Below are 14,466 nucleotides of genomic sequence, written 5' to 3' on the forward strand. Positions count from 1 at the left end.
GCCCTCTCCCGCAAGCGGGAGAGGGGGCAAGAAGGGCCGGTCACCGGTTCACCTCTGCGCGCATGCGCACAGCCGCGCGCTGCACGGCATCGAGAATTTCAATGTGCGTGCCGCAACGGCACAGGTTGCCCGACAGCTCGCTGCGGATCCGCGTCTCGCTCGCGTGCGGATCGCGCGCAAGCAGCGCCGCCGCCTGCATCACCATGCCGTTGAGGCAGTAGCCGCACTGCGCGGCCTGCGCGTCTTCGAAGGCCGCCTGCACCGGATGCCAGCGCCCGCGCGAGCCCAGGCCTTCCAGGGTGGTGACCTCGCGGCCCGCCACCCCTTGGACGGGAATCACGCACGAACGCGCAGCGACGCCGTCGACATGCACCGTGCATGCACCGCACTGACCCAACCCGCATCCGTACTTGGGTCCGTTCAGCTCGAGGTCGTTGCGCAGGAACTGCAGCAGCGACGCCTCGCGGGGCACGCCCGCGAGCGACTGTGCCTGACCGTTGACCTGCAGATGCAGCGGCTCAGCGCCGCAACTGTCCGTCACGGGTGTACATCTCCAGGTCCACGAAGGTCGAGCCGTTGTGGTTCTTCGCGCTGTAGTCGATGGGGAAGTCGCCGAAGCGCGTGCTGCCGATGCTCTCGAGCCCGGCCACGAAGCTGTCGCGCGTGAGCGTCTTGCCCGCGCGGCGCAGGCCCTCGACCATCACGCGCGCGACGATGTAGCCCTCCAGCGTGGTGTAGCTGTCGATCTTCTCGCCGAACTCGGCGCGGTCGCGCTGGTAGTCGGCCACGATGGGCACGCGCTGCGCGTTCGGCGGCGGCACGATGCTGGCCGTGACCAGGCCCGCGAGCTTGCCATCCAGCCGCTTGGCCGAGCCGGCCGCATCGGTGATGCCGACCGAGAGCGTGTAGAGCGGCGCGCCCACGCCGCCCGCGCGGTAGTCGCGGATGAAAGTCTCGACCATGCGGCCGGCCATGATCATCACGACCGCGCCGGGCTTGGCCGCGGAGATCTCGGTGGCGACCTGCTTCGCATCTTCCGCGGTGATGGCCAGCGGCAGCGTCTTGACGACCTGCACCTTGTACTCGGCCGCAAGCTGCTCGCAGGTGGCGAGGTTCGACTTGCCGAACGGGCTGTCCTGGAACACCACGGCGATCGAGGAGATGCCGATGGTCGAGAGGTGGCTGATGATCTTGCGCAGCTCCAGGTCGTAGCCCGCGCGCACATGGAAAAGATTGCGGTTGACCTTGGTGCGGAACGACGTGGTGCCCACCAGGGGCGCGAACATCGGAACGCCCGCCTTCTCGGCGAGCGGCATCGCGGCCGCGAGATTGCCGGTGGCCACGAAGCCGGTGAGCGCGAAGACCTTGTCCTCGTCGATCAGCTTGGCCGTGTTGATGGCCGTCTTCGCAGGGTCGTAGGCATCGTCATACGTCACGAGTTCGATCTTGCGGCCGTTGATGCCGCCCGACTTGTTGACGCGGTCGAAGTAGAGCTTGATGCCCGCGCGGTAATCGACGCCGAAGTCCTTGGCCGGCCCGCTGAACACGGCCGACTGGCCGATGCGGATGGTGGTGTCGGTCACGCCGTTTTCTGCGCGTGCCGACCCGAGAAGGCCCGGGCCCAGAGCCAGGGCCGCGCCGCCCGCCACCATGGCGCGCCTTGAAATCGAAAGCTTCATGCGTCGTTTTTCTCGCAGTTGTGTCGTCGTTGAAGAAGAAATGCGCTCAGGTGCTCTGGATGTCGGCCGACTGGATGCGCTTGACGCCCTTGGCGGTCATCTGCTTCCAGGCCGCCGCAAGCGAGCCGTTGAGGTCGATGCCGCGCGTGGCGTCTTCGATCACGTAGGCGTCGAAGCCGGCCTTGCGCGCATCCATCGCGGTCCAGGCCACGCAGAAGTCGGTGGCCAGGCCCGTGACGAACACGGTCTTGATGCCGCGCGCCTTCAGGTAGCCGGCCAGGCCCGTGGCCGTCTTGTGGTCGGCTTCCTCGAAGGCCGAATAGCTGTCCATCTCTTTGTGGAAGCCCTTGCGGATGATGAGCTGCGCGGTCGGCACCTTCAGGTCCTTGCCGAGCGCGGCGTCGTCGGTGCCCTGCACGCAGTGGTCCGGCCACAGCACCTGCGTGCCGTAGTTGAGCTTGGTGGTCTCGAACGGTTTCTTGCCCGAGTACGTGCTCGCGAAGGAGGCGTGGCCTGCGGTGTGCCAATCCTGCGTGACGACGATGTTCTCGAACGCGGGCGCCAGTGCGTTGATGACCGGGATCACCTCGTTGCCGCCCTTCACCGCGAGCGTGCCGCCGTCCAGGAAGCAGTTCTGCACGTCGACCACGATCAGCGCGGCCTTGGCACCGGGCTTGATCTTGCCGGCCGCGAAGGCCGAAAGGCCGAAGCTGCCGAGGCCACTCATGAGCCCGAGGGCAGCGGCGGACTTCAATACGGTTCTGCGATGCATGGTGCGTACTCCTTGTAGAAGAGGGACGAGAACTCAAAAAGACCGAGGCAACTTTTCGGGAACACCACGGAACCGGCTTTGCCGGGCCGTCGGTGTTGCCCCCTGGGAAGGGGTTGGCGAAGCGGCATGGCGTGCGCAAAGACCGGGGGTGAGCTTCATGCTAGACGCTGAGATAGGCACGGCGCACTTCTTCGTTGGCCGCGAGTTCGGCCATCGTGGCGTGGTAGCGGATCTGGCCCTTCTCCAGCACATAGGCGCGGTCGGACACGAGTTCGGCGAAGTGCATGTTCTGCTCCGAGAGCAGGATGCTCACGCCCTGCGCCTTGAGCTCCAGGATCATGTTGGCCATCTGCTCGACGATGACCGGTGCCACGCCCTCGGAAGGCTCGTCGAGCAGCACGAGATACGGATTGCCCATCAGCGTGCGCGCCACGGTGAGCATCTGCTGCTCGCCGCCGCTCATGCGGCCGCCGGGGCGGTTTGGCATTTCGCCGAGGTTGGGAAAGAGCTTGAACAGGCGCTCGGGCGTCCACAGCGGCGCCTCGGTGCCGTCGGCCCACTGCCGCGCGGGCTGCTTGCCGACTTCGAGGTTCTCCATCACCGTGAGGTCGGTGAACACGCGCCGGTCTTCGGGAACGAAGCCGAGGCCCAGGCGCGCCGCGTGGTGCGGCTCGCTCTTGGAAATGTCGTGGCCGAGGAAGCGCACCGCGCCACGTCGCTTGGCGAGCATGCCGATCAGCGCCTTCAGCGTGGTCGACTTGCCCGCGCCGTTGCGGCCCATGAGCGCGACGACTTCGCCGCGGCGCACGTCGAGGTCGACGTCATACAGGATCTGCGCTGCGCCGTACCAGGCGCACAGCGCCTTGGCCTGAAGAAGGGGTTCGTGCGTGCTCATGCGGTTGTCACTCCCAGCGCTGCGGCTTTCTCTGCGATCTTCTCGAATGTCTTGCCGCTGCCGAAGTACACCTCCTGCACCTTCGGATGGTCGCGGATCTCCAGCGGCTTGCCCTGGGCGATGAGGCGGCCGCGCGCGAGCACGATCATGCGGTCGGCGTACGCGAACACCACGTCCATGCTGTGCTCGGTGAAGAGCACGGCCATGCCGCGCTGAATGACGAGGTCCTTGGTCAGCGCCATGAGCGAGTTGCGCTCCTTGGGCGCCATGCCGGCGGTGGGCTCGTCCATCAGGAGCAGCTTGGGCGAGTTGGCCATCGCGATGGCGAGCTCGACGCGCTTCACGTCGCCATAGGCCAGCACGCTGCAGGGCCGGTCGGCCTGCGATTTCATGCCGACCTGGTCGAGCAGCGCGAGCGCCTCGTCGCGCTTGTGGTCTGCCGCGCGGCGCCACATCGAGAACAGCTTTTGGTCGTGCGAGAGCAAGGCCATCTGCACGTTCTCGACCACGGTGAGCGAGGCGAAGGTCTCGGCGATCTGGAAGGTGCGGCCGACGCCCTTGCGCCAGATCTCGCGGGGCTTCCGGCCCACGAGTTCGTGGCCGTCGAGCGTGATCGAGCCCTGGTCGGCCTTCAGCTGGCCGTTGACCATGTTGAAGGTCGTGGACTTGCCCGCGCCGTTGGGGCCGATGAGCGCGAGCAGCTCGCCCGCGGGCAGCTCGAAGCTGATGCCGTCCACGGCCTTCACGCCGCCGAAGGACTTGCCGAGGTTCTGTACCTTGAGGAGGCTCATGCTTTCACCTCCTTGAGCTTGGCATCTGCTTCTGCTGTTTCATTCTTCGGTGCACGCCAGCGATCGGCGAGTTGCTTGACGGAGCCGGCAATGCCCTGCGGGAACAGCAGCACCAGGATCAGGATGATGGCGCCGAGCATCGCGCGCCAGTAGTCGGTGTTGCGCGCCACGGTGTCGTGCAGCCAGGTGAAGGTGACGGCACCGACCACCGGGCCCGCCAGCGTCTGGATGCCGCCGAGCAGCACCATCACGAGGCCGTCGACCGACTTGCCGACCGAGAGGCTCTCGGGCGAGATGCTGCCCTTGGAGAAGGCGTAGAGCGCCCCGGCAAGGCCCGCCACGGTGCCCGCGATCACGAAGGCCATCCACTGCATGCGCTTCACGTCGATGCCGATGGCGTCGGCGCGCAGCACGGAATCGCGGCCCGCGCGCAATGCATAGCCGAAAGGCGAGAACAGCACGCGGCGCAGCCACCACACGCCGGCACCCACGAGCACCAGCGTGAGCCAGTAGTAGGCCTGCTTGTTCGAAAGCCATTCGGAGGGCCACACGCCGGTCAGGCCGTTGCTGCCGCCGGTGAAGCTGTCCCACTGGTAGGTGATGGCCCAGGTGATCTGCGCGAAAGCCAGCGTGAGCATCGCGAGGTAGACCCCCGAGAGCCGCACCGCGAACCAGCCGTAGACCAGCGCGCCGAGCGCGGCCACGGCCGGCGCGACGATCAATGCAAGTTCCATCGGCAGGTGCAGCGAGCGAACCAGCAGCGCGGCGCCGTAGGCGCCGAGCCCGAAGTACGCGGCATGGCCGAAGGAATGCATGCCCGCCGGGCCCATGATGAAGTGCAGGCTGGTGGCGAACAGCGCGGCGATCAGCAGGTCGATCATCAGCACCATCGTGTAGGGCGAGTTCACCGTGAGCAGCGGCAGCACCGCGAGCATCAGCCCGAGCACTGCGGCGGCGACGAGGTAGGCGTTGCTCGGCCGGCGCAGCGGCTCTTCCTGCATGCCCACGTAGCGGCTGGGCGCCTGCGGCCGTCCGAACAGACCCCATGGCCGCCAGACCAGCACGATCGCCATCACGAGGAAGTCGACCATCAGCGTGAGCTTGGAGAACGACACGTCGATGCCGAAGATCTGCACCACGCCCAGCCAGATGCACACGGCCTTGATCTCCGCAATCAGGAGCGCCGCCACATAGGCGCCAGGCAGCGAGCCCATGCCGCCGACCACCACCACGACGAACGCGGCGCCAATGGTGTTCAGGTCCATCTCCAGCGTCGCGGGCTCGCGCGGCAGCTGCAGCGCACCGCCCAGGCCCGCGAGCAATGCGCCGAGCGCGAACACCGCGGTGAAGAGCCAGGCCTGGTTCACGCCGAGTGCGCTGACCATTTCGCGGTCTTGCGTGGCGGCGCGCACCAGCGTGCCGAAGCGCGTACGGGTGAGCAGCAGCCAGACGAGGCCGAGCACGAGCGGCCCGACGACGATCAGGAACAGGTCGTAGGAAGGAAACTGGCGCCCGAGGATTTCGATCGAGCCTTTCAGGCCCGGCGCACGCGGGCCGAGCAGCTCGTCAGGCCCCCAGAGCCACAGCACCGCGTCCTTGATGACGAGCACCAGCGCGAACGTGGCCAGGAGCTGGAAGAGTTCGGGCGCCTTGTAGATGCGGCGCAGCAGCAGCACCTCGATCAGCGCGCCGAGCACGCCGACCGCGAGCGCCGCGATCAGGAGCGCAGGCCAGAAGCCCAGGCTCGAGCCCAGCTTCTCCACGAGCGTGTAAGCGACATAGATGCCGACCATGAAAAACGATCCATGGGCGAAGTTGACGATGCGCGTCACGCCGAAGATCAACGAGAGACCGGCCGCCACGAGGAAAAGCGAGGACGCGCCGGCCAACCCGTTGAGCAACTGAACAACGAAGCCTGAAAAGCTCATAAGGACCCTGAGGAAACTGGAGACACCGCGCCCCGCCGCACGTCATCGGCGGCGGCGGGCGCGTTGCAGGAGCCGCGCAGTCAGTCTGCGGGGCGCATCTTCTTCACTTCGTCGTCCGAAGGCTGGAACTTGGCACCGTCGAGGTACACGTAGTCGACCATCACGCCCTTGCCGCCGTCGTTCTTGGTCTTGCCGACGTACGCACCCATGGTGGACTGGTTGTCCTGTGCGCGGTAGTTGATCTTGCCGAAGGGGGTGTCGACCTGCAGGCCCTTGAAGGCCGCGACCAGCTTTTCGGTGTCGGTGCCGCCGGCCTTCTTGATGCCCGCCGCGATCGAGTGGATCGCGCTGTAGCCGACCACCGAACCGAGGCGCGGGTAGTCCTTGAACTTGGCCTGGTAGGCATCGAGGAAGGCCTTGTGCTCGGGCGTCTTCACGCCGTTCCACGGGTAGCCGGTCACGATCCAGCCGTTGGGCGCTTCGTCCTTCAGCGGGTCGAGGTATTCGGGTTCGCCGGTCAGCACGCTCACCACTTCACGGTCCTTGAAGAGGCCGCGGGTGTTGCCTTCGCGCACGAACTTGGAAAGGTCGGCACCGAACAGCACGTTGAAGATCGCGTCGGGCTTGGCATCGGCCAGCGCCTGCACGACGCTGCCCGAGTCGACCTTGCCCAGCGGCGGCGCCTGTTCGGTGACGAACTCGACGTCGGGTTGCGCGGCCTTCAGCAGCGTCTTGAAAGTGGCAGCCGACGACTGGCCGTATTCGTAGTTGGGGTACACGATCGCCCAGCGCTTCTTCTTGAGCTTGGCGGCCTCGGGCACCAGCATCGCGACCTGCATGTAGGTCGAAGGGCGCAGGCGGTAGGTGTACTTGTTGCCGTTGCTCCAGACGATCTTGTCGGTGAGCGGCTCGGCAGCCAGGTAGAAGAATTTCTTTTGCTTGGCGAAGTCGGTGAGCGCCAGGCCCGTGTTCGAGAGAAACGCGCCGGCCAGCACGTCGATCTTCTCGCGCGAGATGAGTTCTTCGGCCACGCGCACGGCATCGCCGGGGTTGGCGTTGTCGTCGCGGCTGATGAGTTCGATCTTCTTGCCGTTGATGCCGCCCTTGGCGTTGATCTCGTCGACGGCCAGCTCCATGCCCTTCTTGTAGGGCTCCAGGAAGGCGGGCTGCGCCTTGTAGCTGTTGATTTCGCCGATCTTGATCACGCCCTGCGCATGCGCGGGGACGAGGGCTGTGGCCAGCGTGACGACGGAAGCGGCGCAGAAGGCAAGGCGCAATGGATTCATCGGGAAGCTCCTAGGGGTTCAAACAGAAAACAGGTGTGCGGTGCGGCGAAGACGGATCAGCGAAGACCGTCTTCTCCCTTGATTTCGCTGGCTTGCAGCCCGCCGATGCGCGGCAGCGGACGGCCGCTGTCGGTGACGGCCACGGCCACGACGATCTCGTTGGCGCGCGGCGCATCGGACACGCGGGCCTCGATGGCGTCGAAGTGGCTGCGCACGAAGGCGGCGTCCTTGTGGCCGAGCGGCACGTCGATGGCGGTGCCGAGCGTGCCTTGCTTCTTGGCCGAAGGCACGAGCGCCGCGCCCTTCTCGACCGCCACGCGCAGCGGCGCGCCGAGCTTGGGATGCAGGATGGCGGCCGCATGCTCGAGCTCGCCGCGCTCGCCGACGATGGCGGCCTTGCCGTAGCTCTGCGCCTGGCCGGGCTCGATGCCGAGCGCCTTCACGGCCTTCTGGCCGAGCAGCGCGCCGAGTTCTTCGCCGATGGCGATGAGCTCGTCGAGGTTCTGGCTGAAGCGGCCGGCGTAGGGGTTCTCGATCACGGCAATGGCGACGGCGCGGCGCGTGGGCGGCGTCACTTCCTGGCCCATTTCCTTGCGGACTTCATCGACCTGGACGACGAGCTTTCGGATGTTGGCGGTCATGTTCTGTGTGTTCCTTGTCTTGTCTCTGTGTGCGTGGGATCAGCGCAGGCCGTCCCACTTGCTGATGTCTTTCGCGAGCAGGCCGCCGACGCGGGCGTGCACGCGGTAGCCGGTGCTCATCGCGAGGATGAAGACGATCTCGTCGGCCGCGGGTGCGCCGGGCACGCGCACCTCGATGGCATCGAACTGGCCGCGCACATAGCTCGCGTTGATGTTGGTGAGCGGCACGTCGAGCGCGGCGCCGGGCGGGCCGACCTTCTTGGTCGAGGGCACGATCGAGAGCGCATTGCCGGGCTGGCCCGTTTTCTCTTCGGCGATGCCCGCGGTGTAGGCGACGCGGCTGCCCTTCCAGCCGAGCAGTTCGCGCATCGCGTAGCCGCCGGGCACGTGCCAGAGCGCACCGTGCTCCAGCTCGCCGTCGGCGCCGACGATGGCGCCCTTGCCGTAGGTGGCGATCTGCTCGAGCGGCACGTCCATCGCGGCGTGCAGCTGGTGCGCCATGTCCACGCCCACGGGGTCGAGCAGCGCCATCATCGGCAGGATGTCGGGCTCGTAGCGGCCGGCGAAGGGATTGGTCAGCACCGCGCCGATGGCACCGCGCACCAACGGCGTGTCGGCACGCGGTCCGAACTCGTGGTGGATGTGCTCGACATGGGTGAAGACGCGGCGAATATCGATCATGAAAAAGAACCTTGCTTTCGTTAAGCAAATACTGAACCAACTGTTTTGGGCAGCACGGTCTGCAGCGGCTTCGAGCATAAGGGCTCGACAAGTCGGAACTGCCCCTGACAAACGAGTAGAGCGGCCCAGACGAGCCCACCTTTTTGCAGGACCTTGGCGCAGATCGCGCCCGTATCGAGTGCGCTCTTGACCTGCGACGGTGCGAGCGGCGGCACGTCGACGGTGACCAGGGTATCGCCCAGGTCGCTGTCGTCCTTGCATTGGCTGGCGGGCTTGCGCTGGATGAGGCCGTCGTCCACATCGACGGCGTTGGCGATCACCGTCGCCGCCGCATCGGCCTGCGCCGCAGTGGCGGCCAGGACCGTCACGCTGTCGGCGATGCCCAGCGAGAAACTGCGTCCGCGCCAGCCGCTGGTGGCAACGCCCCGCACCGGTTGGCTGGCGTGCAGTTCGAACTGGCCGTCGGTGGTGAGCACGCCGCTGTCGCGCCAGTCGAAGCGCGCGATGTCGGCGAACACGCCCACGCGCGCCGAGTGGCCGGGGGCCAGGTGCAGCGCGATGTCGCCGCCGTTGTTGATCCAGGCGCGCTCGATGCCGGGGCGGTCGTAGAACGCGATCAGCTCCTGCGCCACCGAACCGGCCACGCCCGCCATCGGCGTGATGAAGGTCGGCGAAAACGCGGCGCACGCATCCCACATGCGCTGGCCGACGACGCCGCGCGGACGCATCCTGTCGGTCACCGGCAGGCGCAGCAGCGGCAGTTCGCGCACCAGTTCGTCGAGCACATGGCCAAAGCGCGCCCACGCCGCGTCGTGCGCGGCCGCGACGGCGTACGGGTCGCCGTGCGCCTCGGCCACGATGTCGATCGGGCCGTGGTTGAAGTGCCAGCGGCCGCCGTCGAGCAGGCTGCGTTGAGCGGACATGGTTCAGCCCAGCATGGGTGCGTGGCCAAGCGGCCACGGGTTGGCGTCGTCCATGACGAGCCACTGTCGCGCGAGCGGTGCGCCGTCTTCCTGCCACGCACCGCGCGCGAGTGCCTGCTCGAGCGAGAAGATGTGCTCCATGTGGCCGCCGAGCGCTTCGTAGTCGTCGCGCCGCATGCTGAATTCGATCGGCGCCACGATGGCTGGCGTGGGCACGGTGCCGAAGCTGTTGTCGGGCATGCGCATGACGTCGGCCATCACGGTGATGCCGCCGCCAGGCCACACATAGGCCGGCGCACCGCCGCAGGTGACGTTGACCAGCGAACGCTTGATCGCGCGCGTCAGCAGCACGGGGTTTTCGGTCACGCCGGCACGCAGGCTCCCGCCCGCACCGCCGAGGAACAGCACGGTGCACAGCGACGGTTCGCAGTTCTCGCCGATGCGGTCGACGATGCGCTTCACTTCGGCGGGCATGTCCTGCTCGATGGGCTTGAGTGCTTCGTCGAGCACGTACCACTGCGCGTGCTCGCCGGTGGTCGAGGTCATCAAGAGCCGCAGGCCCGGACGCGCGACGCCTTCTTCCCAACCCTCGATGATCGCGAGCGGATCGGCGATGTCGGTACCGCCCCAGCCGTTGCCCGGGTTGGCCACCTGGAAGTAGCGCCCCGGCGTGGACTTGCGCCCCAGCATCTGGATGCCCGAGGGCGCCATGTCCAGGCACCGGCCGGCCTGGTGCTCGGTGAGCACGCCGGTGATGTGGTCGTCAACGACCACCACCTCGTCGGCCACGCCGGCGAATTGGCGCGCGAAGATGCCGACCGCCGCGGAGCCGCAGCCCACGCGCATGCGCTGCTCTTCCACGCCGTTGACGATGGGCGCCTTGCCGGCCTGGATGACGAGGGTGGAGCCGCCGTCGATGGTGCACTCCACCGCCTTCTTGTTGCCCAGCAGCTGCATGAGTTCGGCCGTCATGCGGCCTTCCTTCTTGCTGCCGCCGGTGAGGTGGTGCACGCCGCCGAGCGAGAGCATCTGCGAGCCGTATTCGGCCGTGGTGACGTGGCCCACGACCTCGCCGCGGTAGCGCACGTTGGCCTGCTCGGAGCCGAGGAACCGGTCGGTGTCGATCTTCACCTTGAAGCTGCAGTAGCTGAAGATGCCTTCGGTGACGACGGTGACCATGTCCACGCCCTGGGCCTTGGAGGCCACGATGAAGGGGGCGGGCTTGTAGTCGGGGTAGGTGGTGGAGGAGCCGACGCCGGTGACGAAGACTTCGTCGGCGTGCAGCAGGTCGCCGCTCCAGTCGGGGGCGCCCGTCTCGGCCGCTTCGGACTTTTCGGCCGCCGGGCGATCGAAGGGCACCAGCGTGGGCGCCTCGCTCGCGATCGCGCGACGCAGCAACACGACGGGGTCGACGCGCACCAGCACGCCTTCGCGGTTGGCATAACGGTCGCAGGCACCCGTGCGGCCGTCGGAGATCTGGCACAGCACCGGGCATGCGTTGCACTCGACCTTCGCGGTGCTCATCTTCTCGTTGCGCGGCGGCGCCTTGCCGAAGGCGCTCGCGCCGGCTTCGGCGACCACCGGCATGTCCATGCCTGGCAATCCGTCTGTCTTGGTGTGTTCGGTCATCGGGGCGTTCTTGTGGGCGGTATGTGTATGGGCAATCCGGTCCGGTGGGGTTTGCAACAAACGTGCCGTCAGCCCGCTTGTGCGTCGCCTGCCGTTTGTGTAGCATTCCCTACACTTTCATGTTGCATTCACTACATTGAAGATCAATGTAGCAAACAGGCCCGATGCTTGCAATGGTGTTTTCTCGCGATGTTCATCGGGGTTTTTCCGACCAACGACAATGGAGGGTTCGGAGCCGGCCGACGTCTTGCGCCCCAAGGGCGTGCATCTCGGCTCAGCCAACCTCCCCTGTTACCAACCAACTCTTGAGTTCCGTATGAGTGCATTCAGCGAAGAACGCGTCCTGAGCGTCCACCACTGGACCGACCGCCTGTTCACCTTCACCACCACGCGCGACCCGGCGCTGCGTTTCTCGAACGGTCATTTCACGATGATCGGCCTGAAGGTGAACAACAAGCCCCTGCTGCGCGCCTACAGCATCGTGAGCCCGAACTACGAGGAGCATCTCGAGTTCCTGAGCATCAAGGTGGAAGACGGCCCGCTCACCTCCAAGCTGCAGCACATCCAGGTGGGCGACACCATCATCGTGGGCCGCAAGCCCACCGGCACGCTGCTGATCGACTACACGCTGCCGGCCAAGCGCCTCTACCTGTTCGGCACCGGCACCGGCCTCGCACCGTTCATGAGCATCATCCGCGACCCGGACACCTACGAGAAGTTCGAACAGGTCATCCTGGTGCACGGCGTGCGCCAGGTCGACGAGCTGGCGTATCACGACCTCGTGACCGATCACCTCCCCAAGCACGAGATCCTGGGCGAGATGATCGAGAAGCAGCTGCTCTATTACCCGACAGTCACGCGCGAAGAGTTCCGCAACCAGGGCCGCATCACCGACCTGATCGAGAGCAACAAGCTCACCGACGACCTGGGCCTGCCGCCGCTCAATGTCGAGGAAGACCGCGTCATGCTGTGCGGCAGCCCTGGTCTCCTGGTAGACCTGAAGCACATCCTGGAGAAGCGCGGCTTCAAGGAAGGCAACACCTCCACGCCCGGCGACTTCGTCGTCGAACGCGCCTTCGCGGAAAAGTAATGAGAGCCCCCCGGCTTTTCACTCGCTACGCTCGTGTAACTCCACCCCCCATGGGGGAGTCGCGGTCCGCCTTGGGGCGGCCCGGCGGCAGCCGCCACCCTCTTCATTGCGTGCTGCAAAGCCCTCGATGGAACGCAAGATAGTCACCAAGCCCCAGCGCCGCACCGGCGTGCGCGAGGCGGCCGCCCAGGCCACGCGCGACAGCATCCTGAAGTCGGCGACCAAGGTGTTCGCCAAGTACGGCTACGACGGCGGCAGCGTGGAGAAGATCTCCAAAGCGGCCAAGTCGTATGACCGGATGATCTATTACTACTTCGGCAGCAAGGAAGGCCTCTTCATCGCGGTGCTCGAGGGCATCTACCAGCGCATGGACGATGCCGAGGCTGCCATCGCGCTCGATGCGAGCCGTCCCGTGGACGCGCTCACCGAAGTCATCCGCTTCGTGCTCGGCTACTACCGCAAGAACCCCGAGTTCGTGACGCTCTTGAACACCGAGAACCTGCACAAGGGCCGGCACATCTCCAAGTCGCTCAGGGCGCGCGAGTACTCTTCGCGTGCGGTGGCGATCATTGCGGAGATTCTTGCGAGCGGCTCGTCGCAGGGCCTGTTCCGCCGGGACCTGGTGGCGCGCGACATCTACCTGCTGATCGCGTCCACCGGCTATTTCTACACCTCCAACCGGCACACGCTCACCGCCTTCCTCGGCGAGCCGCTGGAGTCGCCCGAGGCGGTCACGCACTGGGAAGACTTCGTGATCGAGACCGTGCTGCGCACCGTGCGCGCCGACGACATACAAGACAACACCCCACCCCACGACGAGGACACCACGAAATGGCAGAAATCGCAGCCGGCGCAAAGTCGGGCAAGGTCGTCATAAAGAACATCGGGCTCCTGCTCTCGGGCGACATCGACAAGCCCATCCTGGACGCCGACACCATCGTGGTGAACGACGGCCTGATCGTCGCGGTCGGCAAGGAAAAGGACTGCGACCTCGAAGGCGCGAAAACCGTCATCGACGCGAAGAAGACCTGCGTTGCACCCGGCCTCATCGACAGCCACGTGCACCCCGTGTTCGGCGACTGGACGCCGCGCCAGGGCCAGATCGGCTGGATCGACTCCACGATGAACGGCGGCGTGACCACCATGATCTCGGCGGGCGAAGTGCACCTGCCGGGGCGCCCCAAGGACATCGTCGGCCTGAAGGCGCTGGCCATCACCGCGCAGCGCGCCTTCGACAACTTCCGCCCCGGCGGCGTGAAGGTGCTGGCGGGCGCGCCGGTCATCGAGAAGGGCATGGTCGAGAGCGACTTCAAGGAACTCGCCGAAGCCGGCGTAGGCCTCCTGGGCGAAGTGGGCCTGGGCTCGGTGAAGGCAGGCTACGAGGCCAAGGAAATGGTGGCCTGGGCTCGCAAGTACGGCATCCAGAGCACGATCCACACGGGCGGTCCGTCGATCCCGGGCTCGGGCCTGATCGACAAGGACGTGGTGCTCGAAGCCGACGCCGACATCATCGGCCACATCAACGGCGGCCACACCTCGCTGCCCGAGGCGCATGTGTGCGAGCTGTGCGAGAAGAGCTCGCGCGCCATCGAGATCGTGCACAACGGCAACGAGAAGGTGGCCATCGCGGCGGCCAAGGCCGCCCTCGAACTGAAGTGCCCGCACCGCGTGATCCTTGGCACCGACGGACCCGCTGGCTCGGGCGTACAGCCGCTGGGCATCCTGCGCATGGTGGCGATGCTGTCGTCCATCGCGAACATCCCGGCCGAGCTGGTGTTCTGCTTTGCCACTGGCAACACAGCGAAGATCCGCAAGCTCAACTGCGGCCTGATCGAAGTGGGCCGCGATGCCGACTTCGTCTTCATGGACCGCGCGCAGCACTCGCCCGCGCCGGGCCTGCTCGAGAGCGTGCAACTGGGCGACATCCCGGGCGTGGGCATGGTGATGATCGACGGCATCGTGCGCTGCGGCCGTAGCCGCAACACGCCGCCCGCGACCGAAATTCCGGTCGTGGTGTCGGGCGCGCACTGAGGCGCGGCGCGTCCTCTTGCTCCTTCCCCTTCCGGGGGAAGGCTGGGATGGGGGCACGCGGCCTTCGCAAGAGCGTCGGTGCCTGACGCGCCGCATGCCCCCACCCCAAACCCTCGAGGG

At 66.5% G+C, this 14,466-nt stretch carries 14 protein-coding genes; 3 read left to right on the plus strand and 11 right to left on the minus strand.

Annotated elements, in window-relative coordinates; all coding sequences use genetic code 11:
• Positions 1-40: 40 nt before the first annotated feature.
• The 11 genes from RT97_RS00990 to RT97_RS01040 form a co-directional block, all read right to left on the minus strand.
• Positions 41-541, minus strand: a complete 501-nt coding sequence (locus RT97_RS00990; RefSeq protein WP_042576916.1) for a (2Fe-2S)-binding protein — start codon at positions 539-541, stop codon at positions 41-43.
• Positions 519-1,679, minus strand: coding sequence for an ABC transporter substrate-binding protein (locus RT97_RS00995; protein ID WP_253278099.1), 1,161 nt, complete (start codon positions 1,677-1,679; stop codon positions 519-521). The genes RT97_RS00990 and RT97_RS00995 overlap by 23 nt, the downstream gene beginning before the upstream one ends.
• Positions 1,680-1,725: 46 nt before the next feature.
• Positions 1,726-2,451 carry a bifunctional nicotinamidase/pyrazinamidase gene (pncA, locus tag RT97_RS01000; RefSeq protein WP_042576918.1) on the minus strand — a complete coding sequence of 242 codons (726 nt, stop codon included), beginning with the start codon at positions 2,449-2,451 and terminating at the stop codon, positions 1,726-1,728.
• 160 nt (positions 2,452-2,611) lie between these two features.
• A complete protein-coding gene (locus tag RT97_RS01005) occupies positions 2,612-3,346 on the minus strand; it encodes an ABC transporter ATP-binding protein (protein WP_042576919.1) in 735 nt (244 codons plus the stop codon).
• Complete coding sequence (locus tag RT97_RS01010) at positions 3,343-4,137, minus strand: ABC transporter ATP-binding protein (RefSeq protein ID WP_042576920.1); 795 nt, start codon at positions 4,135-4,137, stop codon at positions 3,343-3,345. Before RT97_RS01010 ends, RT97_RS01005 begins: the two co-directional genes overlap by 4 nt.
• Positions 4,134-6,065 (minus strand): ABC transporter permease, encoded by a 1,932-nt coding sequence (locus tag RT97_RS01015; RefSeq protein WP_042576921.1) that lies wholly within the window; start codon positions 6,063-6,065, stop codon positions 4,134-4,136. Before RT97_RS01015 ends, RT97_RS01010 begins: the two co-directional genes overlap by 4 nt.
• Positions 6,066-6,145: 80 nt before the next feature.
• Positions 6,146-7,351, minus strand: a complete 1,206-nt coding sequence (locus RT97_RS01020) for an ABC transporter substrate-binding protein (protein WP_013538680.1) — start codon at positions 7,349-7,351, stop codon at positions 6,146-6,148.
• Between the two features lie 56 nt (positions 7,352-7,407).
• Complete coding sequence (locus tag RT97_RS01025) at positions 7,408-7,992, minus strand: amino acid synthesis family protein (protein WP_042576922.1); 585 nt, start codon at positions 7,990-7,992, stop codon at positions 7,408-7,410.
• A gap of 39 nt (positions 7,993-8,031) precedes the next feature.
• A complete protein-coding gene (locus RT97_RS01030; protein ID WP_042576923.1) occupies positions 8,032-8,673 on the minus strand; it encodes an amino acid synthesis family protein in 642 nt (213 codons plus the stop codon).
• A gap of 20 nt (positions 8,674-8,693) precedes the next feature.
• Positions 8,694-9,596 carry a UPF0280 family protein gene (locus RT97_RS01035; RefSeq protein ID WP_042576924.1) on the minus strand — a complete coding sequence of 301 codons (903 nt, stop codon included), beginning with the start codon at positions 9,594-9,596 and terminating at the stop codon, positions 8,694-8,696.
• 3 nt (positions 9,597-9,599) lie between these two features.
• Positions 9,600-11,225: a hypothetical protein gene (locus RT97_RS01040; protein WP_042576925.1), complete on the minus strand. Its 1,626-nt coding sequence runs from the start codon at positions 11,223-11,225 to the stop codon at positions 9,600-9,602.
• Between the two features lie 316 nt (positions 11,226-11,541).
• Here RT97_RS01040 and RT97_RS01045 point away from each other — a divergent pair, with 316 nt between their 5' ends.
• From RT97_RS01045 to RT97_RS01055, 3 genes are all read left to right on the plus strand, one after another.
• Entirely contained in the window at positions 11,542-12,315 is a 774-nt protein-coding gene (locus tag RT97_RS01045; protein WP_042576926.1) for a ferredoxin--NADP reductase, read from the plus strand.
• 127 nt (positions 12,316-12,442) lie between these two features.
• Positions 12,443-13,192 (plus strand): TetR family transcriptional regulator, encoded by a 750-nt coding sequence (locus tag RT97_RS01050; RefSeq protein ID WP_042576927.1) that lies wholly within the window; start codon positions 12,443-12,445, stop codon positions 13,190-13,192.
• A complete protein-coding gene (locus tag RT97_RS01055; protein WP_042576928.1) occupies positions 13,147-14,346 on the plus strand; it encodes an amidohydrolase family protein in 1,200 nt (399 codons plus the stop codon). The genes RT97_RS01050 and RT97_RS01055 overlap by 46 nt, the downstream gene beginning before the upstream one ends.
• Positions 14,347-14,466 lie beyond the last annotated feature (120 nt).

This window comes from Variovorax paradoxus (assembly GCF_000834655.1).
Taxonomy (GTDB): Bacteria; Pseudomonadota; Gammaproteobacteria; order Burkholderiales; family Burkholderiaceae_C; genus Variovorax; species Variovorax paradoxus_F.